At 65.3% G+C, this 25,670-nt stretch carries 26 protein-coding genes; 17 read left to right on the top strand and 9 right to left on the bottom strand.

The window, feature by feature from the left end; genetic code table 11:
- The first annotated feature begins 259 nt into the window (after positions 1 to 259).
- Entirely contained in the window at positions 260 to 1,129 is an 870-nt protein-coding gene (locus tag FOZ70_RS06445; protein ID WP_219705231.1) for a mechanosensitive ion channel family protein, read from the top strand.
- An 80-nt stretch (positions 1,130 to 1,209) separates the two neighbouring features.
- Here the strand turns inward: FOZ70_RS06445 and FOZ70_RS06450 are convergent, their stop codons facing one another.
- Positions 1,210 to 2,352, bottom strand: a complete 1,143-nt coding sequence (locus FOZ70_RS06450) for a branched-chain amino acid ABC transporter substrate-binding protein (protein ID WP_059621172.1) — start codon at positions 2,350 to 2,352, stop codon at positions 1,210 to 1,212.
- 69 nt (positions 2,353 to 2,421) lie between these two features.
- On the bottom strand, positions 2,422 to 3,459 hold the full coding sequence (locus FOZ70_RS06455) for a histone deacetylase family protein (protein ID WP_059489445.1): 1,038 nt from the start codon (positions 3,457 to 3,459) through the stop codon (positions 2,422 to 2,424).
- A gap of 115 nt (positions 3,460 to 3,574) precedes the next feature.
- Between FOZ70_RS06455 and FOZ70_RS06460 the strand changes: the two genes are divergently transcribed.
- From FOZ70_RS06460 to dbpA, 5 genes are all read left to right on the top strand, one after another.
- On the top strand, positions 3,575 to 4,063 hold the full coding sequence (locus tag FOZ70_RS06460; protein ID WP_059489442.1) for an Lrp/AsnC family transcriptional regulator: 489 nt from the start codon (positions 3,575 to 3,577) through the stop codon (positions 4,061 to 4,063).
- 65 nt (positions 4,064 to 4,128) lie between these two features.
- Entirely contained in the window at positions 4,129 to 4,416 is a 288-nt protein-coding gene (locus tag FOZ70_RS06465) for a hypothetical protein (RefSeq protein WP_059553753.1), read from the top strand.
- 522 nt (positions 4,417 to 4,938) lie between these two features.
- The gene (mqo, locus tag FOZ70_RS06470; RefSeq protein ID WP_175892689.1) at positions 4,939 to 6,600 is read left to right on the top strand and encodes a malate dehydrogenase (quinone); all 1,662 of its coding nucleotides are present in this window, start codon (positions 4,939 to 4,941) and stop codon (positions 6,598 to 6,600) included.
- Between the two features lie 552 nt (positions 6,601 to 7,152).
- Positions 7,153 to 7,350, top strand: a complete 198-nt coding sequence (locus FOZ70_RS06475) for a hypothetical protein (protein WP_021157994.1) — start codon at positions 7,153 to 7,155, stop codon at positions 7,348 to 7,350.
- Entirely contained in the window at positions 7,347 to 8,744 is a 1,398-nt protein-coding gene (dbpA, locus tag FOZ70_RS06480; RefSeq protein WP_048021368.1) for an ATP-dependent RNA helicase DbpA, read from the top strand. Before FOZ70_RS06475 ends, dbpA begins: the two co-directional genes overlap by 4 nt.
- Positions 8,745 to 8,882: 138 nt before the next feature.
- Here the strand turns inward: dbpA and FOZ70_RS06485 are convergent, their stop codons facing one another.
- Positions 8,883 to 9,707, bottom strand: a complete 825-nt coding sequence (locus FOZ70_RS06485; protein WP_059676326.1) for a PhnD/SsuA/transferrin family substrate-binding protein — start codon at positions 9,705 to 9,707, stop codon at positions 8,883 to 8,885.
- Positions 9,708 to 10,005: 298 nt separating this feature from the next.
- Between FOZ70_RS06485 and FOZ70_RS06490 the strand changes: the two genes are divergently transcribed.
- Both FOZ70_RS06490 and FOZ70_RS06495 read left to right on the top strand, forming a co-directional pair.
- A complete protein-coding gene (locus FOZ70_RS06490; protein ID WP_175851075.1) occupies positions 10,006 to 11,031 on the top strand; it encodes a fatty acid desaturase in 1,026 nt (341 codons plus the stop codon).
- A gap of 240 nt (positions 11,032 to 11,271) precedes the next feature.
- Entirely contained in the window at positions 11,272 to 12,474 is a 1,203-nt protein-coding gene (locus FOZ70_RS06495; RefSeq protein ID WP_219705233.1) for a benzoate/H(+) symporter BenE family transporter, read from the top strand.
- A gap of 34 nt (positions 12,475 to 12,508) precedes the next feature.
- Here the strand turns inward: FOZ70_RS06495 and FOZ70_RS06500 are convergent, their stop codons facing one another.
- Complete coding sequence (locus FOZ70_RS06500; protein ID WP_060220982.1) at positions 12,509 to 13,396, bottom strand: NAD(P)H-binding protein; 888 nt, start codon at positions 13,394 to 13,396, stop codon at positions 12,509 to 12,511.
- Positions 13,397 to 13,685: 289 nt separating this feature from the next.
- Between FOZ70_RS06500 and FOZ70_RS06505 the strand changes: the two genes are divergently transcribed.
- The 5 genes from FOZ70_RS06505 (at position 13,686) to FOZ70_RS06525 (ending at position 16,543) form a co-directional block, all read left to right on the top strand.
- On the top strand, positions 13,686 to 13,913 hold the full coding sequence (locus tag FOZ70_RS06505) for a hypothetical protein (RefSeq protein ID WP_059676330.1): 228 nt from the start codon (positions 13,686 to 13,688) through the stop codon (positions 13,911 to 13,913).
- A gap of 78 nt (positions 13,914 to 13,991) precedes the next feature.
- Positions 13,992 to 14,555 (top strand): PAAR domain-containing protein, encoded by a 564-nt coding sequence (locus tag FOZ70_RS06510; RefSeq protein WP_059858050.1) that lies wholly within the window; start codon positions 13,992 to 13,994, stop codon positions 14,553 to 14,555.
- Positions 14,552 to 15,301 carry a hypothetical protein gene (locus FOZ70_RS06515; RefSeq protein WP_059676331.1) on the top strand — a complete coding sequence of 250 codons (750 nt, stop codon included), beginning with the start codon at positions 14,552 to 14,554 and terminating at the stop codon, positions 15,299 to 15,301. The genes FOZ70_RS06510 and FOZ70_RS06515 overlap by 4 nt, the downstream gene beginning before the upstream one ends.
- 4 nt (positions 15,302 to 15,305) lie before the next feature.
- Positions 15,306 to 15,737, top strand: a complete 432-nt coding sequence (locus FOZ70_RS06520; protein WP_219705235.1) for a hypothetical protein — start codon at positions 15,306 to 15,308, stop codon at positions 15,735 to 15,737.
- A gap of 293 nt (positions 15,738 to 16,030) precedes the next feature.
- Entirely contained in the window at positions 16,031 to 16,543 is a 513-nt protein-coding gene (locus FOZ70_RS06525; protein ID WP_133295788.1) for a hypothetical protein, read from the top strand.
- Positions 16,544 to 16,746: 203 nt separating this feature from the next.
- Here FOZ70_RS06525 and FOZ70_RS06530 read toward each other — a convergent pair whose 3' ends face one another.
- The gene (locus tag FOZ70_RS06530) at positions 16,747 to 17,655 is read right to left on the bottom strand and encodes an AraC family transcriptional regulator (protein ID WP_059586520.1); all 909 of its coding nucleotides are present in this window, start codon (positions 17,653 to 17,655) and stop codon (positions 16,747 to 16,749) included.
- Positions 17,656 to 17,849: 194 nt separating this feature from the next.
- On the opposite strand from FOZ70_RS06530, the gene FOZ70_RS06535 reads away from it, so the two are divergent.
- Positions 17,850 to 18,044 (top strand): hypothetical protein, encoded by a 195-nt coding sequence (locus FOZ70_RS06535; RefSeq protein ID WP_048021356.1) that lies wholly within the window; start codon positions 17,850 to 17,852, stop codon positions 18,042 to 18,044.
- A gap of 26 nt (positions 18,045 to 18,070) precedes the next feature.
- Here the strand turns inward: FOZ70_RS06535 and FOZ70_RS06540 are convergent, their stop codons facing one another.
- Entirely contained in the window at positions 18,071 to 19,024 is a 954-nt protein-coding gene (locus tag FOZ70_RS06540) for a LysR family transcriptional regulator (RefSeq protein WP_021158002.1), read from the bottom strand.
- A 100-nt stretch (positions 19,025 to 19,124) separates the two neighbouring features.
- On the opposite strand from FOZ70_RS06540, the gene FOZ70_RS06545 reads away from it, so the two are divergent.
- From FOZ70_RS06545 to FOZ70_RS06555, 3 genes are all read left to right on the top strand, one after another.
- Positions 19,125 to 20,483 carry an NAD(P)/FAD-dependent oxidoreductase gene (locus FOZ70_RS06545; protein ID WP_219705237.1) on the top strand — a complete coding sequence of 453 codons (1,359 nt, stop codon included), beginning with the start codon at positions 19,125 to 19,127 and terminating at the stop codon, positions 20,481 to 20,483.
- Between the two features lie 324 nt (positions 20,484 to 20,807).
- The gene (locus tag FOZ70_RS06550; RefSeq protein ID WP_021158004.1) at positions 20,808 to 21,242 is read left to right on the top strand and encodes a hypothetical protein; all 435 of its coding nucleotides are present in this window, start codon (positions 20,808 to 20,810) and stop codon (positions 21,240 to 21,242) included.
- Between the two features lie 179 nt (positions 21,243 to 21,421).
- Positions 21,422 to 23,041, top strand: coding sequence for a histidine-type phosphatase (locus FOZ70_RS06555; protein ID WP_219705239.1), 1,620 nt, complete (start codon positions 21,422 to 21,424; stop codon positions 23,039 to 23,041).
- 90 nt (positions 23,042 to 23,131) lie between these two features.
- Here the strand turns inward: FOZ70_RS06555 and FOZ70_RS06560 are convergent, their stop codons facing one another.
- The 3 genes from FOZ70_RS06560 to FOZ70_RS06570 form a co-directional block, all read right to left on the bottom strand.
- Entirely contained in the window at positions 23,132 to 23,662 is a 531-nt protein-coding gene (locus FOZ70_RS06560; protein WP_059651883.1) for a YcxB family protein, read from the bottom strand.
- Positions 23,663 to 23,891: 229 nt separating this feature from the next.
- Positions 23,892 to 24,572 carry an alanyl-tRNA editing protein gene (locus FOZ70_RS06565; protein WP_111999486.1) on the bottom strand — a complete coding sequence of 227 codons (681 nt, stop codon included), beginning with the start codon at positions 24,570 to 24,572 and terminating at the stop codon, positions 23,892 to 23,894.
- A 35-nt stretch (positions 24,573 to 24,607) separates the two neighbouring features.
- Positions 24,608 to 25,627, bottom strand: a complete 1,020-nt coding sequence (locus FOZ70_RS06570; protein ID WP_059489608.1) for a sterol desaturase family protein — start codon at positions 25,625 to 25,627, stop codon at positions 24,608 to 24,610.
- Positions 25,628 to 25,670 lie beyond the last annotated feature (43 nt).

Genomic DNA, 25,670 nt, shown 5'->3' on the forward strand with positions numbered 1-25,670 from the left:
ACGTGAAGACGAGTGTATCGGCGCGATCGAAACAGCTGAATAGGACACGTCTTATTTACAGGAAAAGCCGTTTCGTACTAAATCGAAATCGCAATGTCGCGCGCAGGCGGCACGCCTGTGCGGCATTCGACCCCACCCATGCGGGAGAACCATCGCGCCGCAGGGACAGTCGAACGCTGCCGGCGCGTGAACGCGAGCGTGCCCGACCACGGCACGCTCGCGTCGCATCGCGCACTGCTCCCCAACCCGGAATCCCTTCATGTTTCTCGACCAACTACATCCGGAACGCTGGACGTTCCTGTGGAACGCGTTGTCCACCCTCTCCCTCAAGCTGTCCGCCGGCCTGGCGTTGCTCGTCGTCGGCTGGTGGCTGTCGAAACGCATCGGCAACTGGCTGAACCGTCTGCTCTCGAACAAGGAGCGCGTCGACGACACGCTGCGGCCGATCCTCTGCGACGTGGCCGTGTGGGGCATCCGCATCGTCGCGATCGTCGGCGCGCTGTCGCAGCTCGGCATCGAGACCGCGAGCATCGTCGCGGTGCTCGGCGCCGCAGGCCTCGCGATCGGGCTCGCGCTGCAAGGCACGATGCAGAACATCGCGGCCGGCATCATGCTCCTGCTGCTGCGGCCGTTCAAGGTCGGCGACTATATCGACGGCGGCACGGGTGTCGCGGGCACCGTCGACGAGGTCGGGCTCTTCATGACGCGGCTGACGAAACCGGACGGCATCTGCGAGTACGTGCCGAACAGCGCGCTGTGGGGCAGCTCGATTCGCAACTACACGCGCAATCCGACACGCCGCCTCGATCTCGAAGTGGAAGTATCGGTACACGACGACATCGACCGTGCGCTCGATGCGCTGCGCAAGCTGGCGCTCGCCGATCCCGACGTGCTCCGCGAGCCGGAACCGGACGTGATGGTGATGCGGTTCGACGACAGCACGGCGGTCGCGAGCATGCGCGTGTGGACGCACACCGACAAGTTCTGGGCGATGCGCTGGCGCCTCGCGCGCCAGGTGCGCAAGACGCTTGCCGATGCGGATTGCGTCCTGCCGATCCGCGCACGCGAGCTGCACATCGTGCACGACGCGGAGCGCCGCGCCGACAGCACGCGAGTGCGCGCGCTGTAAACGGCGAGGGCCGCGAAGCCTGTCCCGCTTCGCGGCCCCCGCGATATCTGGTGCGACATCAACGCAACATCAACGCTGCGTCACATCTTGACGATATCCAGCAGCGCCTTCTTGCCGCTCTTGTACGTGAACACGGAAATCGCGCCGTGCTTCAGGTCGCCCTGCGGCGTGAAGCTCGTTTCGCCGATCACGCCGCGATAGTCGGTGGCCGGCATCGCCGCCAGCACCTTCGCCGGGTCCGTCGAGTTCGCGCGCTTCATCGCGTCGACGATGATGTACACCGCGTCGTACGAGAACGGCGCATACACCTGCATCGGCTGGTGGTAACGCGCTTCGTAGCGTTTCGCGAACGCCGCGCCGCCCGGCATCTTCTCGAGCGCGATCCCGGCTTCGGAGCACACGACGTTGTCGGAGGCCGGGCCCGCGAGCTTCGGCAGGTCGGTCGAGCACACGCCGTCGCCGGCAAGGATCTTCGCGCGCATGCCGAGCTGGCGTGCCTGCTTCGCGAGCGGGCCGCCCGTCGCGTCCATTCCGCCGTACATGATCGCGTCCGGGTTCGTGCCCTTGATCTTCGTGAGGATCGCGCGGAAGTCGATCGCCTTGTCGTTGGTCGCGTCGCGCGACACGACCTTCATGCCGGCCGCCTTCGCGGCCTTCTCGAACTCGGTCGCGAGGCCCTGCCCGTACGCGGTCGAATCGTCGACCACGGCGACCGTCCTGATGCCCATGTTCTTCGCCGCGTACATCGCGAGCGCGGGCCCCTGCTGCGCGTCGGTCGCGACGACGCGATAGGTCGTCTTGAAGCCCTGCTGCGTGTACGTCGGATTGGTCGCGGCCTGCGAGATCTGCACGACGCCGCCGTCGCGATAGACGCGCGACGCCGGAATCGACGTGCCCGAGTTGTGATGGCCGACAACCCCGATCACCTTGTCGTCGACGAGCCGCTGCGCGACCTGCGTCGCGGTGCGCGGATCGCCCGCGTCGTCCTGTGCGTCGAGCTGCAGCGTGACCTTCTTGCCGCCGATCACGAGCCCCTTCGCATTGATTTCCTCGACCGCGAGGCGCGCGCCGTTCTCGCTGTCCTTGCCGAGATGCGCGATCGCGCCGGTCAGCGGCGCGACGTGGCCGATGCGCACGATCTCGTCCGCGTGCGCGGGCCATGCGGACAGCGCGCACGTCAGTGCGGCCGCGCTGGCGAGTACCGTCTTGTGATGTCGATTCATGGTTGTCTCCGTCCTTGTCGCGCTTCGTTCGTGTTCAGATCCGTCGTTCGTCGAAGTCATCCCGCACGCTCACGCGCGCCCTTCGAATCCCAGCAGTACGTTCACCGCGTTGATGCCGATCTCGTCGACCATGTAGCCGCCTTCCATCACGAACAGCGTCGGCAGGTTCAGGCGCGCGAGCGCCGCGCCGATGCGCAGGTAGTCGGGCGAGCGCAGCCGGAAATGGCTGATCGGGTCGTGCTCGAAGGTATCGACGCCGAGCGAGACGACGAGCGCGTCGGGCGCATGCGCGGCGATCGCGGTTGCCGCCTGGTCGAGCGCCGCCGAATAGGTGTCCCACAGCGTGCCCTTCGGCAGCGGCAGGTTCAGGTTGAAGCCTTCGCCCGCGCCGATGCCGCGCTCCTCCGCGTAGCCGGAGAAGTACGGGTACGACACCGGCGCCTCGCCGTGGATCGACGCGAACAGCACGTCCGCACGGTCGTAGAAGATGTCCTGCGTGCCGTTGCCGTGGTGGAAATCGACGTCGAGCACCGCGACGCGCGCGGCGCCCTGCGCGATGCAGTGCTGCGCAGCGATCGCCGCGTTGTTCAGGTAGCAATAACCGCCCATGTACTCGCGGCCCGCGTGATGGCCGGGCGGGCGGCACAGCGCGAACGCCGCGCGCGCGGCGCCGCTCGACAGCAGGTCTGCGCCGGTGAGCGCCGAGTTCGCGCTCGCGCTCACGGCGTCCCACGTGCCGGCGTTGATCGGTGCGCCGGCGTCCATCGCGTAGAAGCCGAGCTTGCCGTCGATGAACGCGGGCGGCGTCGCGGCGGCCGGCATCGCGCGCACCGGCCACACGAGCGGCAGCGCCTGGCAGGTGCGGCCCGTCGCGGCCCACTCGTCCCACGCGCCGGCGAGGAAATCGACGTAGCGCGCGCTGTGCGCGGCCGCATAGTGCGCGCGATCGAACGGTTTCGGCGCGATGACGTCGCCCAGTCCTGCGGCACGCACCTGCGCGAGCACCGTTTCGGCGCGAAGGGGGTTTTCGAACGAATCGGTGATCGCGCCGTCCTTCAGTTCGACGCCGCGATGCAACTGGTGATCGCTGCTGTAGACCGTGAGCATGGTTGACTGTTGCAGTGAGGGTGGCAACAGTTTATTGACCGCAGGCGGCAATAACTTTGCTTTCGACGCGCGCCTTTCGTACAATTTTGAGAAAACCGCCTACGGAATCCCGGAAATGAGCAAAATTCGCGCTTCGGTCGAACTGGATGGCGTGGACCGCGCCATGCTCCGCCTGCTGCAGGACGATGGCGCGCTGTCGAACGCGACACTCGGCGAGAAGCTGTCGCTGAGCGTCACGCCCTGCTGGCGCCGCCGCAAGCGGCTCGAGGACGAAGGCGTCATCACCGGCTACCAGGCGAATCTCGACCGGCGCGCGCTCGGCATGAACGTGTTCGCGTTCGTGCAGGTGACGTTCAACATGCATTCCGACCAGGATTCCGATCACTTCGAGGAGGTGATGCGACGGCACGACGAAGTGACGTCGTGCCACAAGATCACCGGCGCGGCCGACTACATCCTGCAGGTCGTCGCGGCCGATCTCGATGCGTACGCCGAATTCGTCGAGCGCGTGCTGCGCAAGCAGGCCGGGGTTTCGTCGATCCAGTCGAGCCTCGCGTTGCGCGAAGTGAAGTTTTCGTCGCGCGTGCCGGTGCCGGGCGCCTGAACGACGCGGCGAACGCAGGGGCCGTCGGCCGATTCTCCGAATACTCATCCCATGGAGCACCACCCATGAAGCGTTTCGTCCCTTCCCTGTCGCTGGCCGCCACGCTGGCCTGCGCGTTCGCCCTGAGCGCCTGTGCCGCACCATCCACGCCGCCGGCCCAATCGTCGGCGCCGCCCGCACCGCCGATGGTCGGCAGCGATCGCGACGCGCACGGCTGCATCGGCTCGGCCGGCTATTCGTGGTGCGAAACGACCCAACGATGCGAGCGCCCGTGGGAACTCGCGAAGCAGAAGGGTTTCGCGAATTCGGCGCAAGCGTACGACCAGTTCTGCCGGAACGCTGCCGCCAGGTAAAGTGACGTGACGTCGCGCGATCGTGTCGCGGCACGCTGCCGCGACACGACGAGACACAAGCAAGACGCTCCCGAAAAACCGTCACGATCCCGCGCAGTTATCCACACGTTCCCCGGTTCCGCCGACCGTCGTTCCGGAAACCCGGACACGCAAAAAACCCCACGAAAACAACGGTATTTTTCGTTTGTGACACAGCAAACGAGTTCGGTTACATTACGCGCCCCTTGCCACCCCGCCCCCCGCAAAACGCGTCGCGCGCGGCCTCTTTCCACGCAGCCTGAAGCGCCTTCCGCCCAGGCTTGCCGCAAGGGCCCGGGCGCGTCGTGCGCCACTGTGACGCAGGCGCTTGCCTGCCCGCGGGAAGCCGATCCGAAGGTGTCCTTCCCGATGGTTTCGCGTGCGCAAATGCAACGCGGCGCGGCGTCGATCCGGAATTCCGGATTCGCGATCCGGATCTCCGGATCGACGTTTCACCGCGGTCGACACGCACGCCGGGCGGCTTGGCAAACCGATGCATCCAAGTTGAAAAAGGGATCTGCTGTGATCAAAACGTTACGGGTAATACTGTCGGCGCTCGCGCTGTGCGTCGCCGCGTCGTCCGCGCACGCCGCCGATACGAAGAAGGTCGACGTCCTGCTGGTGGGCGGCGGCATCATGAGCTCGACGCTCGGCGTCTGGCTGCACGAGCTCCAACCTGACTGGTCGATGACGATGGTCGAGCGCCTCGACGGCGTCGCGCTGGAAAGCTCGAACGGCTGGAACAACGCCGGCACCGGCCACTCGGCGCTCGCCGAACTCAACTACACGCCGGAGAAGGCGGACGGCAAGGTCGACATCTCGAAGGCCATCGAGATCAACGAGTCGTTCCAGATCTCGCGCCAGTTCTGGGCGTGGCAGGTCAAGCAGGGCGTGCTGAAGAACCCGCACTCGTTCATCAACTCGACGCCGCACATGAGCTTCGTGTGGGGCGACGACAACGTCCGCTTCCTGAAGAAGCGCTACGAGGCGCTGCAGGCCAGCCCGCTGTTCCGCGGCATGCAGTATTCGGAAGACTACGACCAGATCAAGCAGTGGGTGCCGCTGATGATGGAAGGCCGCGACCGCAACCAGAAGGTCGCGGCGACGTGGACGCCGATCGGCACCGACGTGAACTTCGGCGAGATCACGCGCCAGTTCGTCGGCTACCTGAAGACGCAGCCGAACTTCACGCTGTCGCTGTCGAGCGAAGTGCGCGAGATCACGCGCAATGCCGACGGCACGTGGCACGTGACGTGGGTCAAGCTGCACTCGGATGAACCGGCGCAGTCGGTCGACGCGAAGTTCGTGTTCATCGGCGCGGGCGGCGGTGCGCTGCATCTGCTGCAGGCGTCGGGCATCCCCGAGGCGAAGGACTACGGCGCGTTCCCGGTCGGCGGCTCGTTCCTCGTGACGGAGAACCCCGAGGTCGTGAAGCAGCATCTCGCGAAGGCGTACGGCAAGGCGTCGGTCGGCTCGCCGCCGATGTCGGTGCCGCACCTCGACACGCGGATCATCGACGGCAAGAAGATCATCCTGTTCGGGCCGTTCGCGACGTTCTCGACCAAGTTCCTGAAGAACGGTTCGTACTTCGACCTGGCGAAGAGCACCAACCTGCACAACGTCGCGCCGATGATGCGCGTGGGCGTCGACGAATTCCCGCTGGTCCAGTACCTCGCCGGCCAGCTGATGCTGTCCGACGACGACCGTTTCAACGCGCTGAAGGAATACTTCCCGAACGCGAAGAAGGAAGACTGGCGCCTGTGGCAGGCCGGCCAGCGCGTGCAGATCATCAAGCGCGACCCGGTGAAGGGTGGCGTGCTGAAGCTCGGCACCGAGATCGTCAGCTCGCAGGACGGCAGCATCGCGGGCCTGCTCGGCGCGTCGCCGGGTGCGTCGACGGCCGCGCCGATCATGCTGAACCTGATGAAGAAGGTGTTCAAGGACAAGGTCGCGACGCCCGAGTGGCAGCAGAAGATCCGCCAGATCGTGCCGAGCTACGGCACGAAGCTGAACGACAGCCCGGCGAAGGTCGTCGAGGAATGGACCTACACGAGCGACGTGCTGCAACTGGCGCCGCCGCCGAAGATCGACATGGCGACGCCGTCGCAGGCAACGGGCACGGTCCCGGCACGCCCCGCGAAGGCGTCGGCCGACATGGCGCTGTAACGCGTCCGGCCCCGATTCGCCGCACCGCACGGCCACCCTCCGGGGTGGCCGTTTTGCATGGCGGATGCGGATGACGTGGCGTGCTTCGTCCTGCGGAGGCTTCGCCGGCTGCCATGCCGCCCGCGCGCCGCTGCCGATCGTCCGCAGCCGGCCGCCCGCAGCCGGCCGTCCGCCACCGGTCGTCCGCCACCGGCCTTCCGCCACCGGCCTTCCGCCACCGGTCGTCCGCCACCGGTCGTCCGCCACCGGTCGTCCACCACCGGTCGTCCGCCACCGGTCGTCCGCCACCGGCCTTCCGCTATCAGCCGAACCGCAGCCGGTCGCCCCGGCTGCTCGCCCGCTACGGGCCGTGCGCGGGCGGCCACCCCCAGCCGCCTGCCCGCATCCGCTAGAATGCGGGCACGCGCGACGCCGTCGCCACCGATCCACCATCCGCATCGACGCGGTCCACGCGACCGCCGGTGCGGCCCGCGCCCGAGCCGCGCGAGCGCCGCACCTCGTTGCCGCGCCCGCCGGGCGCGCCATCAACCGAATTCAGCTGGAGAAAAATCCGTGTTTACCTGCCGAAACCAGAGCTGCGGCACGCAGTGGGAACAGTCCGACGTCGTCATCAAGGACGAAGGCCAGGGGCTGCTGTTCCGCTGCCCGCTGTGCGGCGCCCGCAACTACCTCGAGCGCTTCGAGGACGATGAAGGCAACGTCGCCTACGAACAGATGGAAGGCAAGCCTTACCTCGGAGACCTCGAATGACCCAGCCGACCGCCACGCCCTTCAGCGCGCTGCCGCTGACGCCGGCCACGCTCGCCAACCTCGCCCAGCTCGGTTATGTCGACATGACGCCGATCCAGGCCGCGAGCCTGCCGATCGCGCTGGCCGGCCAGGACCTGATCGCGCAGGCGAAGACGGGCAGCGGCAAGACCGCCGCGTTCTCGCTCGCGCTGCTGGCCCGCCTCGACGCACGCCGCTTCGACGTGCAGGCGATGATCCTGTGCCCGACGCGCGAACTCGCCGACCAGGTCGCGCAGGAAGTGCGCCGCCTCGCACGCGCCGAGGAGAACGTGAAGGTGCTGACGCTCTGCGGCGGCACGCCGATGCGCCCGCAGGCGCAGAGCCTCGAGCACGGCGCGCACATCGTCGTCGGCACGCCGGGCCGCATCATGGATCACCTCGATCGCGGCAACCTGAAGCTCGACGCACTGAACACGCTGGTGCTCGACGAAGCCGACCGGATGCTCGACATGGGCTTCTTCGACGACATCGCGAAGGTCGCGCGGATGTGCCCGACCACGCGCCAGACGCTGCTGTTCTCCGCGACCTATCCGGACGGCATCGTCAAGCTGAGCCAGCAGTTCCTGCGCAATCCGAAGGAAGTGAAGCTCGAGGAGCGTCACGACAACAGCAAGATCCGCCAGCGTTTCTATGAAGTGACGGAGAACGAGCGTCTGCATGCGGTCGGCCAGTTGCTGAACCATTACCGGCCGGTGAGCACGATCGCGTTCTGCAACACGAAGCAGCAGTGCCGCGACCTGCTCGACGTGCTGCACGCGCAGGGCTTCCACGCGCTCGCGCTGCACGGCGAGCTCGACCAGCGCGAACGCGACCAGGTGCTGATCCAGTTCGCGAACCGCAGCTGCTCGGTGCTGGTGGCAACCGACGTCGCCGCGCGCGGGCTCGACATCGCGCAGCTCGAAGCCGTGATCAACGTCGACGTGACGCCCGATCCCGAAGTGCACGTGCACCGCATCGGCCGGACGGGCCGCGCGGATCAGGACGGTTGGGCGCTGAGCCTCGCGAGCATGGACGAGATGGGTCGCGTCGGTGCGATCGAGCAGGCGCAGAAGCGTGACGTCGAATGGCATCCGCTCGCGGAACTGAAGCCGGCCGACGACGGCGTGCTGACGCCGCCGATGGAAACGCTGCAGATCCTCGGCGGACGCAAGGACAAGATCCGCCCGGGCGACGTGCTCGGCGCGCTGACCGGCGACGCCGGGTTCGACGGCAAGCAGATCGGCAAGATCAACGTGACCGAGTTCTCGACCTATGTCGCGATCGAGCGCGGCGTCGCGCGCGACGCGCTGCGCAAGCTCAATGCGGGGAAGATCAAGGGCAAGCGGGTCAAGGTCCGGTTGATGGACGAGGAGTAATGCCTGCGCGCGCCGTGCGACTTGCGCGGCGCGCGCCCGGCATCGTCGGATACTGACGCCTCCCGTTGCGCGTCGATCCGGCTGAGCGCGGCGCAGCGGTGCTCACAACGCTCATGCTGCTCATGCCGCTCACATCGTTCACGCCAGCGCGGGATACCCGTGCGCGGCGGCCTCCTGCACGAATCGCTCGATCGTGTCGTAGTCGTTCGGCGACAGCCGCTCGAATCCCTTCAGCCGCAGCACGCGCGCCCGTTCGTCATCGGCCGCGACCGCGACGTCGAGCGCATCCTGCAATGCGGCGACCCGTGTGTCTTCCAGCGCCCGCGATGCGACGAACGGCAACCCCGGCGCGGCGGCAGTCATGCCGATGACCCGGATGTCCTTGAGCAACCCGGGCAGCGCGTCGCCCACATACGCGAACGTCACGCAGTCGATCGCCGCGCAATCCGCTTCTTCCGCAGCCAGCGCACGCAATACGTTAAGGTGCGAGCCGAGCGCGGCAACCGAGCCGAAGAAGCGTCCGTCGTGCGCATGCGGCGCAACCGCATGCCGGAGCGCATTCATCCCGCTGTGAGAGTCCTCACCGTTGAATGCGGCCCGCAGCCCCCGGCAGGCAGCAAGCGTCGTCGCGCCGCCGGCATGTGCGCATGCCGACACGACCAGCATGCTGCGGTATTGCGCACCGTCGCAGCCGTCCGCATCGAAACGCGGTGTCGCGATCAATCGCACCTCGTCACGCAAGCCCAGCATACGGTACGGGTAACCGCAGGTCTGCGACAGCAGCAGGTCACCGCGCCGCCACAGCGCGTGCAGGTCGCCGAACGGTTCGTCGGGCAGCGCGACATCGGCGGGCCCGCCCGCGTTCGCAAACGCGACGAACGCGTCGCGCAGCAGCGCGCGCCACAGCACGGCATGGCGCGGCGTCACGTTGTACATCGGCAGGGCGGCGATCCATTGGCTCATGCGGGCATTCTACGCAGCGACGGCGGCACAGTGGAACCCGGTTCAGCGCGCCGGAACGGGGCACGACCGCCAGGCCGCGCGCCCGAAGCTTATCGGCCGCGCAGCGATAAGCAAATGCGAATCGATTGGTTGGCCGTGCCGGGCGATCCCGGTACCGTCGTGATGCCTGCCCGAGCATCGCGATCGCCGCAATGCCGGACAGGCCGACCGTGATCCGCGAGACACCTGCGCACCGGGCCGAGCGCACCGGTTCAACCGCTCGTTCCCCGCACTGCCCGTTCAATCCTGCCTCAACGCCATGGCCGAATACTTCGACGTCGACCACGCACGTGCGATCGCCGCGCTCCACGCCCGCTTCACCGCCCGTACCGAGTGGCCGACCTGGCTGCTGGTCGCCGTCATCTACGGCGGCTGGCTGGCCGTGCTGCTGCTCGTGCGCGACGGGCACCTGTCGCTCGCGGCCGCGACGCCGCCGCTGATCCTGCTCGGCGCATGGCACATGTCGCTGCAGCACGAACTGCTGCACGGCCATCCGACGCGTTCCGCGTTCGTGAACAAACTGCTCGGCTATCCGCCGCTGACGGTCTGGTATCCGTACACGCTGTATCGCGACACGCACCTCGACCATCATCGCGACGAAGACCTGACCGTGCCGGGCGTCGATCCCGAAACGAATTACGTGACGCGCGAACGCTGGGCGCGGCTGCCGCGCTGGCGTCGCGCGCTCACGGTCGCGCGCAAGACTTTCATCGGACGAATCGTCGTGGGGCCGCCGCTCGCCATCGCCGCGACGGCCGCCGATGCGGTCGCCAGGTTCCGGCGCGGCGACTTCCGCCATCTGCCGATGTGGATCATGCACGTAGCCTGCGTGGTCGTGCTGCTCGCATGGCTGCAACGCGAGATCGGCGTGCCGTGGTGGTACTACCTGCTGGCCGTCACGTGGCCCGCGCTGTCGCTCGCGATGATCCGCTCGCTGTACGAGCACCGCGCCGCGTGGCACCCGAAGGCACGCATCACGATCAACGAAGCCGGCTTCGCGATGCGGCTGCTGTACCTGAACAACAACTACCACCTCGTTCATCACGACCTGCCGAAGCTGCCGTGGTACGACCTGCCGCGCGCGTACCGGATGCGGCGCGACGCGTATGCGAAGAAATGCGGCGGCTTCGTGATCCGCGGCGGGTATCGCGCGTTGCTCGCGCGCCATGCGTGGACGCCGACCGATACGCCCGTGCATCCGTTCGACCAGGGCACGGCGTCGCTGTCGACGGGGAGCGGGGTGAAGGTGGCCGTTGTCGACAAGGTGCTGCAGATCAGTACGTGACGTGCGGCGGCGCCGCACTTCTTCGTGAAGCAGCCGGATTCAGCGACGTGGGCGTCAGGCCGTACGGCCGCCGATTCGTCCGCCGCGTCGCATTTTTCTTACGAAATGCCGACGATGCCGCTCGCGCTCGCGCATTGCCAATTGCGCCGCCAATGCCCAGAATGACGGCTCATCCGGGGCTTCCAACAATCATTCGCCCCGGCTCTGCCTCGCGACCGCGCGCCGCATTCCCCGACGACGATGCAACCGAACTCCCCGCCCGGCGCAATCCGCGCGATCGGCAACGACTGGTCCATTTCCGCGATCACCGCGGGCTTTCTCGCGGTCCTGATTTCCTACGCGGGCCCGCTCGCGATTTTCTTCCAGGCGTCGCAGGCCGCGCATGTGCCCAATGAAATGGTGTCGTCGTGGGTCTGGGCGATCTCGATCGGCGCGGGCATCTCGGGCCTGTTCGCGAGCTGGAAGCTGAAGGTGCCGGTCGTCACCGCGTGGTCGGCACCCGGCACCGCGCTGCTCGTCGGCCTGTTTCCGCAACTGACGCTCAACCAGGCCGTCGGCGCCTACATCACGGCCGCGCTGATCATCCTGCTGATCGGCGTGACCGGCTATTTCGACCGGCTCGTGCGTCACATTCCGCGCGGCATCGCATGCGGGATGATGGCCGGCATCCTGCTGCCATTCGGCACGCACGCGTTCGCCGCCGCATCGGAGCAGCCCGCGCTCGCGTTCGGGATGATCGCGGCCTACGTGATCTTCAAGCGCCTGCTGCCGCGCTACAGCATCGTGCTCGTGCTGCTGACGGGCGCCGCGCTCGCGACGGCGCTCGGGATGACGCATCTCGGCAACGTGTCGCCGAGCATCGCGCACCCCATCTTCATCGCGCCCGAATGGACGCTCGGCACGACGCTCAGCCTCGCGCTGCCGCTCGTCGTCGTGAGCCTCACCGGCCAGTTCCTGCCGGGCATGACGATCCTGCGCGTGTCCGGCTATCACACGCCCGCGCGCCCGATCATCACGGCGACCAGCGTGATGTCGCTCGTGGTCGCGTGCTTCGGCGGGATCACGATCGTCGTCGCGGCGATCACGGCCGCGCTGTGTACCGGCAAGGACGCGCACGAGGATGCGGGCCGGCGCTACGTCGCCGGGCTCGCGAACGGTGCGTTCTACCTGGTCGGCGGGCTCTTCGCGGGCACGATCGTCACGGTGTTCTTCGCGCTGCCGAAGGCGTTCGTCGCGATCCTCGCGGGGCTTGCGTTGATCGGCGCGATCGGCGCGAACGTGCACGGAATCTTCGAGGACGAGAATCACCGCGAGGCGTCGGTGATCACGTTCCTCGCGACGGCGTCGGGCATGACGTGGCTCGGGCTCGGTTCGGCGTTCTGGGGGATCGTGATCGGGTCGTTTTCGTATGCGGTACTGAACAAGGTGCGGCGACAAGTGTGAAGCGCCACGCGCGCAACGCTCGCCGCCGCGTCGTTCAGCGCGCGTGCTGGCGCAATAGCTGCACGAGTGCATCGGCCGGCGCCGTCGCCCCGTAAAGTCGCTCCGACACGCCCTCCTCGACGTCGATCTGTCCGGCGTTGTGCACGTCGTAGAGATCGACGATCAACTGCGCATGGCGTTCGCTGAGGCCCGCGCGCAGCAACGTCGCGGTCCAGGTGTCGCGCGGCAGTTCATGCGCGACGATGGCACGGCCGGCCGCCGCGCCGAGCGTATCCGCAATCGTCGTCACGCTCACCCGCTGCGGCCCTTCGACGCTGACGATGCGCGGCCCGTTGCCGCCTTCTGGCGCATCGAGCAGCAGCCGCGCCGCGACGACGCCCACATCGGGCGCCCAGACCGTCGGGAACACCTTGCCGACAGGATGGTGGAAGCTCGGCAGCACGCCGGTGCCGAGCGCCACCGGCAGGATGCGCGTCCAGTTCTGCAGGTGCTCGGCCGAACGTAGCAGCGTCAATTGCGTCGGGATCGTTCTCAGCCGTTCCTCGAGGTAATGGAACAGACGGGTGATGCCCGTGTTGCCTTCGCGCTCCGCGCCGTAATCCGACAGGGCGAGCAGCGCAGGCGGCGGGTTGGCGGCGAGCGCGGCGGTCGCGACGTCGATCGTGCGCATCATCGTCGCCGCCGGATCGGGGTCGGCGACCGGCACCGGGCACAGTATCTGTACGGCCTGTGCGCCGTCGATTGCCGCAGCTATCGCGTTTGCGTCCGTCAGCTCGGCGATCACGACGTCGCAGCCGAGCTGCGCGAAGCGTTCACGATGGCGTGCGTCGCGCAACACCGCGCGCACGGGATGGCCGGCGTTGCGCAAGGTCGTCACGGTCGACTGGCCGACGTTGCCTGATGCTCCGAAGATCACGAACACGATCCGCTCCTGGGGGGATGAAGGTGGGGTGATTGTCGGGCTGGAGAGCCGGGGTGTCGGACACAAACGGATGAATCGGACAGAAATGGACGAACGATTCAACATCTGACGATTTTTTCTGATTTCAGAAGCGTTCAGCTCCTACCGGACGAAAGCGTCCCCCAACCGGAAGTACCTGTCACCCACGTTCGACGGGATGTCGATGAGCGACATTGGCGTTACCAATTTTCGGACTCGTCTCATAGACGCTTAGTGATTCAAAAGACCACTATTCGACTGTGGAAAGCCGATGCTGTTGAGCACCGGCAAACCCAAACCGGTGAGCGATGGCGGCCATCGAAAATTCGAAATGACTTACGACGCCGAGAAGCGCACTTTGACCGCCGCCGTGTGTATTGAAGTCGAGCTTCTGGATCTTCATCACATCAACCAGTTCACCGGACAAGCTGCCGTCCGTCGGCTTGGGACGTTCGAAAGACGAAGCCCGCGTCACGTGGGTATGGATGCGGCCACTTGATGTGGCGGTGCGCTAGGTAGCATCGCCGCCCTTTCAGGCAAGGCATCCCGCAAGGCCATGGGCCAAGGAGTTGCGAACATGAAGATTCTCGGATGGATACGTCAAGGCGACCAGGCCGCCTGCGGCGCCCCCGTATCCGCAGGCGACGCGGCTTATGAAAGCCACGGCAGGTCGCTGGCATATCGCGGTGCTTCGATGGCGTGCCCCAAACGATGCGTCATTGCCGAAGGGCACCCTGATTTTGTGCTGCCTAACGGTTGCACGGTGCCGCATCATGGGCAGCGCACCAGTGGTGGGTGTCCACTACAGTCCTCTCTCAACGACGTGCACGGCCTGCGTAATGCGAGTGGTAAGCCAGTCGCGACAACGTTCTATCTGTCCAGTAGCGGCACATGGCTGCCCCGGTTCGGCCCCGAGCGGCTGACCAACAGTAGCCCCGACGAGCAGGTGCGCGCCATCGACCCGAAAACGGGCCGCCCTATCCCTCATCTGGCCTACTACATCGAGGCACCGGATGGTTCGGTCTACATGGGGCACACAGATGCTCAAGGGCTATGCAAGCGCATTGCGACCCATCATCTGGAAACGTTGATCGTATGGTTCGGCGAGGAGGCAACCCGGAAGCAGGAGGACAGCCGATGACCAGGAAGGCGCAGACCAATCGTCAGCAAGGCTCCGTGGCGCAACTGCCCTATCGGCGCAAAATCCGCCTTGTATTGTGGGGTGGCGCGGCCACAACGGGAGATAACTCGGCCTTTCAGTTCGCGGCACTCAACGTCATCAAGGATTACAAAGCACGCGATAAAGGTAACTACGAGATCATCCAGAAGAACATCGCCGTCGCGAAGGACATCGTGTTTCATGTCAACGCCCAAGAGGACGACAGCATCGCCTCGCTAGACATTTTCACGCACGGCGGACCGCAGGCCCTGTACTTGACAACGGCCAGCCCCGACACCAGCCCGACGCTACGCTACGTACTTCATAACTCCAGCCTTTATCGCTCGGTGGGGCGGATGGTTTTCAACGCCGCCGGATGGACGGCCGGATCGGCACTCATCCGCGAAATCTCATTTTCAACGTTTATCACCAACGCCAAGATCGAACTGCATGGCTGCAAGACGGCGGATGCCGCCTCCGACGGTGACAATATCGCCGCCGATTTTTCGCAACGCCTTTTTGCCGCCGGAAAATCGACGTCCACCGTGATCGGCCACGCCGACAAGGCCACCCCCAACATCAAGGGAGGCGGCGAGAAACTTAACGAGCAGGACTATAGACATGGGCTGCGCCTGATCTATCGGAACGGCCAGGTATTGAAGACAACCCGGCAGAAGGGCCAGCTCTCCGAGCGTGAGTTGGAAGCCTTGTCGAGTGAGGAAGGTTAGTGCGATGGTCCGAGGAATCCTGCGCTCACTCGCGGTAGCGTCGCTGGCCGTAGCCGTTGCCCTGGTCTTCTATGGCTTGCTCGACCTATCCCACACGGCTAACGGCGACGAATACGTCGACACCCGGCGAATGCTGTTTGATAACGGCGTCTACCCCTTCTTGTGGGGCGTCTCGTTCCTGGTGATCGGCCAACTCACACGATGGTGGGGTTATTGCCCCGTGGTACGGATAAGCTCGCTGGCCGCGCTTGCGTGGTTGGTGACGTTGCGCTTGACCACCCCCGCCCTCGTTCCGGATAGCGGGGTCTTTCCTTCGCTACGGCTATTGGACGAATTGCTCGTCCTGAGCGCAGGATGGCTGTTGCTTACCATGGCGGACGGCTACATCCAACGCGCAATCGCCGCGATACGCCACCTATTTTGGCGCCGCTCCTGACATGACACCAAGCGAAATGGATGAGGTGATTTGTCAGCCTGAAGTCAGAGCGACCACAGCGGCACGCGCGCAACCTAATCTCCATCGTCCGAGATTCACGAAACGCTTGTTCGCCACCGCGGTCCAGACGGAAACAGCGTAGGCACCCTCATCGTCAAAGGTCAACCTCGGAGAACAAGATAGTGCGTAGCCGCCCCCTTTTCACCGCTTGCTTTCTCGTTGCGTTCATCGGGTTCTCCGGTTGTTCATTCGCATCATCTGATTTAAACAGCAGTCCCGCAACCGAGTGGACCATGTTCAGAAGAACAGTCGAAGGATATCGAGAAAATATAAATAAAAAGGAGAGCATTAAAAATGCCAGGGAAGCCGAGGAGAGAGGTCGAAAGGCATTCCTAAATGGAGATCTTCAAAAGGCTTACCTCCATGGCTACGGTGACGCAATAGCATGGCTCCCGAGGCCCGAGTATTTTTTTATAGTCGGAGATATCAATCTTCGCCACAAATTATCACTTCACAGCGACTCCCCTTACGCAACATCAGAATACAAGAAATGTTGGGATAAGTATCTATTCGCCGTCGATGTACAGAGAACTATCAATTACGATTTTCAAAGAGGATTCGGGCTGACAGAGGAATTGAATTTATCGACCACCAGGAACTCAAAAATCTACAAGCAAGCCATCGCCAACGCATCCTGCTTCGCACGATTGACAAGCAAATATTCTGAAGGAGTAGGTCCACAGTGCGTGCCAGTCAATGAAGTAAAAGCATGCCTTGGGAGTCCGCTCTTGTTTCTATATCACTAGGCCATAAAACCGCCATCGCCGCTGTTTAGGTTGGGGGTGGCGTCCACTCGCGCTCCCTTTCACCAACCCCATTACTGCCCCAGACACATCGCCGTAATCGGTGTACGTTCATGCCCGGATTCCCGGCCGATTGCCTGCAATCACGGTGGCCGTGTCGAAACAGGTACCGAAACCGACACGGTCACCGGACTTGTGGCCATGCGTCAGCCCTTCCCCTCGCCGTCATACGCCAGCCTCAACCCACCCCGCTCCCCCGATCGCGCAATCTCCGTCGGTGTCGCACCCACCACGCGATTCATCCAGTTCGCCATGTGACTCTGGTGCGCAAACCCGGCTTCGAGCGCGATCTGGCTGATACTCAGCCGGCCTTCGAGCAGCAACGCCTTAGCCCGCTCGACGCGGCGCCGCACGACATACTGGTGCACGGGCATCCCGAGCGTTTCGCGGAACAGCACCTTGAAATGCGGGACGCTGATCGACACGAGCGCCGCGAGTTCGGCAAGCGTCATGCGCCGCTCGAGATTCGCTTCGACATAGTCGATCACGCGTGCGGCCGCCTTCGGCGCGAGCGTGCGGCGGCGCTCGCGAAACGCCGGCTGGCCGTCGACCAGCCGCGCGACGAGCGCCGTGCACAGGCTTTCCGCATAGAGCGGATCCGACGCGTCCTCCGCTTCGAGTTCGGCCGCCATCGCCCACGCGATGTGCTGAAGGCGCGGGTCGCGCACCTGCAGCCGGCGACGGATCTGCCCCTGCGACGGCTTCAGTTCGAGCTGCTCGACCGTGCGCCGCACGAACGTGTCGCTGAGCATGATGTGCAGGATCCGGCAGTCGGCGCTGTCGGTCCACTGGCCGGGCAAGCCGGCCGGAATCACGTCGACGTCGCCATGCGCCTGGATACGCGATACGCGCTCGCCGTCGCACACGCAATCCGCGCGAACGGGCCCGCCGATATGCACGCCGATCCGGTGATGCTCGGCCGCCGGAATCCGGTAGGTGCCCGCGCGGATTTCCAGCAGCGACGCGCCGAAGCCCTGCCAGCCGAGCCCGCGGCTGGAGCGCAGGCTGACCGGGACGCCGTTGTCCGTCGGCGCCGCGAGAATCGCATCGCTCATGGCCTTCCTCCGGTTGATGGGGATGTCGAACGCGCATTGTGACTCGTTTTTGGCCCGCCTGCCGGGCCTGCCGGCGGCTCACCCCGGTCGAGCAGAAAAAGATCATCCGTTTCTGCTCGAGGCCATCCTTGCGTGTGCGCCGGCGGGCGCCGTGCCGCTTACGATGGCCCCATCCGACACCTACGGAGACCGTCATGCCTCACTGCCTTGCGCAACGCACCGCGCTCACTGCACCGTCGCCCGCCGCCACCCGCCCCTCGTCCGGCCCCCGCTCCCGCAACGACCGCACCACGCTCGCCGCCCGGTGCCTGCGCATCGTCGGCTGGTACCGGCTCGAACGGCTGCTCGCGTCGATCCCCGACAGCAACGACGACTTCGGGCTCGTCTGACTGGCCGCGCGGCCGGTGTCGTCTACCTACTTGCGCCGCCGCTCGTGCGGTGCCACCGTCGCGCCGTCGATCACCGGCGCGCCCTGCTTGATCAGGAAATCGCGGAACAGCCCCGTGACCTGCGAAATGCGCCGGTCGGCGAGCGTGACCACATACCATTCGCGTTCGATCGGGTTGCCGGGGAACGGCAGTTGCCCGAGCAGCCCGGTGCGCAATTCGAGTGCACACGCGTGCAACGACAGGAACGCGACACCGAGCCCGGCTTCGGCCATCTGCTTGATCGCCTCGTTGCTCGACAGTTCGGAGCCCACATGGAAGCGGTGGCCGGCCGTCTTGAACAGGTTCTCGACGGTCGAGCGCGTGCCCGCACCGCGTTCGCGCACGAGCAGGTGCGCGGATTCGAGATCCTTCAGCGAGATGCGCTTGCGCTGCATCAGCGGATGGCCAGGCGCCGCGACGAACACCATCGGATGCTTCGCGAACTCCACCGCATGCGTACGCAATTCCTTCGGCGCGCTGCCCATCACCGCGAGATCGATTTCATGCGTGGCGAGCATGCGGATGATGTCGTCGCGATTTCCAACCTTGAAATAAGTCTTCACATGCGGACGCGTCGCGGTGAATTTCACGAGCAGCGGCGGAATCAGGTACTCGGCCGTCGTGATCGCGCCGATCCGCAGCGTGCCGCCGAGATCGCCCGTCAGCGCGGCCACTTCGTCGCCGGCCTCGCTCCACAGATGCAGGATCTCGCGCGCATAGCGCGACACGATCTCGCCGGCCGCGGTCAGCTGTACCCCGCGCCCCACCCGCTGCAGCAAGGCGGCGCCCACCGCCTCCTCGAGCAGGCGAACCTGCAGCGACACGGCCGGCTGCGTCAGGTTCAGCTCCTCGGCCGCCCGCGACACGCTGCCGAGCCGCGCAATCATGTCCAGCGCCTTCAGCTGCCGGAACGTCGCGGTCTTTCCTATAAGTGAATACATATGGGTCGCTTATAAACATTAAATTGTTCGAGTGGGTTCGAAACTATATCGTCGGTTCTTGAGCAATGTCATCCGAATCGTCATTCAGCGGGAGCCCCACATGGACAACACCACGCCCAACCTTGCAACGGACCGCGCACCGCGCCTGCCGCGCATCGTGATCGTCGGCGGCGGCGCCGGCGGCCTGCACCTCGCCACGCGTCTCGGCGATACGGTCGGACGCCGCGGGCAAGCCGAAGTCGTGCTCGTCGACCGCTACCCGACGCACTTCTGGAAGCCGCTGCTCCACGAAGCCGCTTCGGGCCATCGCGACCCGGCATCGCACACGATCGAGTACGCGGCGCAAGCAAAGCGCCACGGTTTCCGTTTCGTGCAGGGCGCGTTGCAGCGGGTCGACCGCGCGGCACGCACCGCAACGATCGCGGCCGTGCAGGACGCGGACGGCACGGAAATCCTGCCGCAGCGCGAACTCGACTATGACGACCTCGTACTCGCCGTCGGCAGCGTGACGAACTTCTTCAACGTGCCGGGTGCCGCGCGCCATGCGCTGCCGCTCGAAAACCTCGACCAGGCCGAGGATTTCCGCCGGAAGTTCCTCGCGGCCTGCACGAAGGCGAATCACCTGGCCGAGCAGCAACCCGCGCGGCGCGCGGCGCCGATCTGCATCAACGTGATCGGCGCGGGTGCGACGGGCGTCGAGCTGGCCGCGGCATTGCGGCATGCGATCCAGCAGCTGACGACGTACCGCTTCAAGGCGCTGGTATCCGCACGCGACGTGCACATCCGGTTGATCGAAGGCGGCCCGCGCATCCTGCCGGCACTCGACGCGCGGCTGTCCGGCAAGATGCACGCGCAGCTTCGCGCGCTGAACGTGGACGTGCTGACCGATACCCGCGTCGCGGAAGTCGGCGCGGATGCGGTGACGACCGCGACGGGCGTACGGCTCGCGAGCGACATCACGATCTGGGCGGCCGGCGTGGCGGGCCCCGCGATGCTGCGCGAAATCGGCGACATCGCGCTCAATCGTGCGAACCAGGTGATCGTGACCGACACGCTGCAGACGCCCGACGATCCGCACGTGTATGCGTTCGGCGACTGCGCCGCATGCCCGACGGCCGGTGCGAGCGGCTTCCTGCCGCCGCGCGCGCAGGTTGCGTACCAGCAGGCCGTGTATCTGGTCAACGCGTTCGCGCGCCGTGTCGCCGGCAAGCCGGTGGCCGGCTTCACGTTCCGTGATGCAGGCACCGTCGTGTCGCTCGGGCATGCGGGCGCCGTGTACCAGGCCGACCTCGGCGTGCGTTCGCGCTCGCTGATCGTCGACGGGCTCGCCGCGATCGGCCTGTACAAGTTCCTGTATCGCAAGCACCTGTTCAGCGTGGTCGGCGTGAAGCGTGCGGTGTTCCAGTCGCTGAGCCACTGGCTGCAAAGCCGCAACCAGCCGTCGATCAAGCTGCACTGAGCGACGACTCGCACGCAGCATCGCACAACGGCATATCGGGCGGCCATCGCTCGATATGCCGTTTTTTTATATGCATATAACGGTTGCATCCACAACGTGCGCGAGTTTGGTGCATCACATCGAAGACCGTCGATGCGAGGCTTGTCGCTCGAAAAATGTCGCGCGACACACATCCCGCGCCGGTTCTGGCTGACACCCCGATTCATTAGTCGAATTGTATAGGTCGGATAAAAATATTAATTGGTTGTGTTTTCAGGATCGACGCTAAGGTGTGTGGCATTCCCGTCGGCGAACGGATCATCACGTTTCTGAAGAGGAATCACCGTGGTTATCGAAGCCATCGTCACCCGTCTCGACGCAGCATTCGCGCAAATCGAAGCAACACCGGATTCGCATGAATCGCGCCATCAACGCGACGCGATCATCCAGTGGCTCGACCGGGCATCGGAAGAAGGATATCGACTCGGTCTCGTCACGACGCTGCCGGCTGCACGGCTCAGCGACATGTTCGAAGGCCAGTTCGGCCGCGCGAACCTCGACCGCTTTTCGGTCGTCGTCACCGACGCCAATCAGCAGGACTCCGGATCAAACCAGCATCCTTTCGACGTCGCACTGCAGGCACTCGGCGTACCGCCCGAACGCGCGGTGGGGATCGCGAGCAGCGAACCGGAGCGCCGGGAAGCCGAGCATTTCGGCCTGTCGCGCTGCGTGAACATCACCGACACCGTGCGCTCGATCGCATCGGCCGGCCTGCACTGACCGCCGGCAAACCGGCTGGCGACGGCCGGCCACCCTCGATCCGGCGGCCATCCGACGATTGCCCGACCGAATCCTGACATTCTGCTGTCAAAGTCGCTTGCAACACTTCCGGGCTTGACCGATCCCTCCCGGAGACGGGACGACGCGAAACCGCATCGTCCCGCCCGTTGCACACCACGATGACACGCCCGACCCGCACCGCCGCCGCCCTTGCCGTTGCCTGCCTGCTGCTCGCCGCTTGCGGCGGGGACGATTCGACACCGCCCGCGGCCTCGGCCGACAACAGCGGCTCGACGCCCGCACCGCAACCGCAACCCGAGCCCACGCCGGCACCCGCGACCTATTACCAGACGAAGACGCCATACCGTCCGCAGCAGGACGCCGCGACGTACGAAGCACCGCCCGCCGGCTACGCGCCCGTCTACACCGAACTCGTCGCGCGCCACGGCTCGCGCGGGCTGTCGGGTTTCAAGTACGACGGCGCGATCTACGCGATGCTGGTCAAGGCCGAAGCCGACGGCGCCCTGACCGCGCTCGGCGCACAGCTCAAGGCCGATACGTACGCGATGATGAAAGCCAATGCGCTGCTCGGCTATGGCGTGGCGGGCATCTCCACGCCCGGGTACGGCAACCTCACGCAAACCGGCATCCGTGAACACCAGCAACTCGCCGCGCGCCTCGCGCAGCGGCTGCCGGCGCTGTTCGCGGCCGGGAACCGGCAGATCGTCGTCGTCAACTCGGGCCAGGACCGTGCGGTCGACAGCTCGACCTTTTTCTCCGCGTCGCTCGTGGCCGCGCAACCGGCGCTGGCCCCGGCTATCACGCTGCCGGCCGCGCCGTCCGGTTATCCCGCGAGCGCGCCGGTCGCGCAGCCGGCCGGCACCAACCGTTTCCTGCTGTACTTCCACTCGCTGAAGCCGGCCACCGACCTCGTGACCGATGCGGGCAATTCGTACTACGCGACCTACCAGGCGAGCCAGGCCTACCAGGCCTATGCGAACGACGCGACGGTGGCCGCGAAGCTCAACGCGATCAAGGCCGCGCCGCAGGCGGCCGACGTCGCGCAAACGGTGCTGTCCGCGCTCGTGTCGCAGGCATTCATCGCGAAGCTCGGCACCAACGGCTACACGTTCGCGAACACGGGCACCTATGCGTTCACGTCGGCGGACGGCAAGTTCACCAACACGCTGAAGGGCGACGGCAAGACGAAGATCGCGACGGCTGTCGATGCGGTGAACGTGCTGTACAACCTGTTGCAGGTCGCGCCCGCGATGGTGGCGGAAACGGGCGGCGTCACGATGGAAAAGTACATCGGCGCGGAGCAGGCGCAGTATCTCGCGTATCTGCAGGATGCCGAGGACTACTACCAGAAGGGGCCCGGCATCCAGGAAGCGAACCCCGTCACGTACCGGATGGCGAAGGTGCTGCAGGACGATTTCTTCGGCGAAGTCGATGCGATCGCGCGCGGCGACCTGACCCACGCCGCGAAGCTGCGCTTCACGCATGCGGAGATCATGATTCCGTTTGCGTCGATCATGAACCTGAAGAACGTGTTCGTGCCGACGCCGCAAGCGCAGACGTACACATACGCGAACAACCCATGGCGCGGCGATCAGGTGTCGCCGATGGCCGCGAACATGCAGTGGGATGTCTATCGCAACGGATCGCGTCTCATCGTGAAGATGCTGTACAACGAGCGCGAAACGGATTTCCAGGCTGCATGCGACGGCGCGAAGCTCACGCCGGGCAGTCACTTCTACGACTACGCGGGGTTGAAGCAGTGTTACGGGTATCAGTGACGTGATGCAGGCAACGCCGCGCGCGACAGGCCCGTTTCGAAACCCGGACGCTGCACCTCACCCGGGTTTCAGCATGCGCGCGCCTGCCTGCTAGATCTTGCGGACGCCGTTCTGAAGCAGCGTCCGGTGCAGGAGGTCCACCTGCGACGCCGCGAGCACCCGCTTCGGGATGAGGCGGAACATCACCGCCGACTGATAAAGCAGGATCACAAAACGATCCTCGCTCCAGTGAACGAGATCCGCGAAGCGAAATTCCTCGTGCGAGGTCGGGGATTCGACCACGAAATGGTCGCTGCGCCAGATGACCGTGTGCGGCTGCTGGAGGGTCTTTTGCTGGCTGTAGATCTTGCGAGCGGCACGACGCAACAGCAGATGGTTGAGCAGCGGCACGCCGATCGTGACCACCGCCGCGATTCCCACCATCCACCAGACGTTCCGCCAATCCGGCAACGCGCCGCTTGCCACCCGGAAACCACCGAACAAAAGGACGGCATACGCTATCGACGTGATCGCGAATGCCTTGAGCAGATATTTCCAGTTATATCTGCGCCAAAGATTCAGGCGGTAAGCGTGGACCAGATCGTCCACCGTCGGTTGAAACACGATATCGGTATCGCTCATGTGCGGGCTCGGAATGTTCGCTGTTTTTATGCTTGCGCTGGATTGTTCACCGCGAGCGCCGCGATCCGGACCGTCGGCGACGCGTGCGCAGGGTAACCTGCAAACGAAGCCGCGCGAAAGCGCCGGCCATTCGATGCATGGATCGCCAATATACATGCGCAGAACGCGGACTCAGGCGAATCGCGGATCGGCGACGGCGCTCAACCGGCCCGGCATGCACTTCCGACGCTCACGCAACCCGACCGCCCCCCTGCCCGCTGAGCATCCCGGGCTCGACCAGCATGACCTCGATCCGCTCCTTGCCCTTCCCGGTATTCCGGCGCTTGAGCGTCAGCATGCCGATCTCGCCGGTCGACGCCGGATGCGTGCCGCCGCACGCCATCGTCGCGAAGCCGTCGACCGTCCAGAAGCGGCGTTGCGCGTCGACATCGCTGAAGCCGGTCACGATGCGCAGGTCGCGCATCGACAGATCGGCCGCGGCCGATTCGATCTCCGGAAACAACGGCGACAGGCTCGTATCGCTCGCGAAGTCGACGCGTGCCTTGTCCTGCCCGATATGCGCGCCGATGCGGTCGATACCGGGCCGGAGCCGGTAGACCAGTTGCAGCACCATTTCGGCCGCGAAGTGCAGGCGCATCAGCCGGTACCGGCGCACCCAGTCGATGCGCCAGGTCACGCGATCCCCGACGTTCAGCAAATGATCGTGCGGCAGCGTGTAGACGATGTCGAGACCCTGTTTTTCGGCGCGGACGACCTGATAGCCGCCGAGCGAACCCGCGTCGCTTTCCTGTCCGCCCGAAAACGCGAAGAAGATGGTCGCGTCCACCTGCACGCGTTCGCCGTCGACGTGCGTGACGACGGTATCCAGCGTGGTCCGGTAGGGATCGTCCCAGAATACTTTCTGCGTCATTGCCGCCGCGCCTTTCGCCGAGGAAAGCACGCAGGTTAGCCGGATCGCGTCGGGGTGGCTTGTACGATCTTGCGCCCTTGCGCCGGCGCACCGTCGTCAGCCATGGCACGCGCTGCAGTCGCGGTATCTTCTTCGCCCTTGCGCTCGACGCTCCACGTATGGATCGGCCGGTGGCCCGGCCGCTCCCATTCGGGCGGCATCCACAGATGCTTCAGTCGCTGCAGGATCGGCCCCGGCGCGAATACGTCACGCCACATGTCGACGAATTCGTGCAGGTTCAGCACCAGGAAGTTGTACGAACGAATCTGCTGCGTGATCCCGTAGTCGACGGGCTCCGTTTCTTCGACATAGGTGCCGAACAGGCGATCGAAGACGATCAGCACGCCGCCGTAGTTCCTGTCGATATAGCGCGGATTGCGGCCGTGATGCGCGCGATGGTTCGACGGCGTGTCGAACACGTACTCGAACCAGCGCGGCAGCCGCCCGATCGCTTCGGTATGCACGAAGTACTGGTACACGAGATCGACCGCGAGCAGGAACAGCACGACCGCGGGCGGGATGCCGAACCACACGGGCGGCAGGTAGAACAGGAACACGCCGACGAACGCGTTCAGCAGAGACTGCCGCATCGCCGTCGTGAAGTTCATCACTTCGCCGCTGTGATGCGGCACGTGCGCGGCCCAGAACCAGCGCACGCGGTGCGACGTGCGATGAAACCAGTAGTAGCAGAATTCCACGACGACGAAGATCGGCACGATCGTGAGGCCGTTCACCGGCACGTCGAACAGCCGGTGCCGGTAGACCCACGCGAAGATCGCACCGGTGAACAGGAGCCCCATCACGGTCTCGGCCACCTGATAGCCGGCGCCGAGCGACAGGTTCGCGACGATCTCCTTCCAGCGAAACGGCTCGCGGCGGCCACGCCCGGTCATCACCGCGTATTCGATCGCGAACGCGATCAGGAAAACCGGCGTCATGCCGATCAGCAACACCTGCTTCCAGTCCACGTCGTTACCCAGGAACGCATGGAGCCACGTCATCAACTCGGTCGGCATGTTCGCAGCCTCGATCAGGAACTGCCGGGCAGTATGGTCGCGC

The sequence above is a fragment of the Burkholderia sp. COPS genome (assembly GCF_019425585.1).
Classification (GTDB): Bacteria; Pseudomonadota; Gammaproteobacteria; order Burkholderiales; family Burkholderiaceae; genus Burkholderia; species Burkholderia cepacia.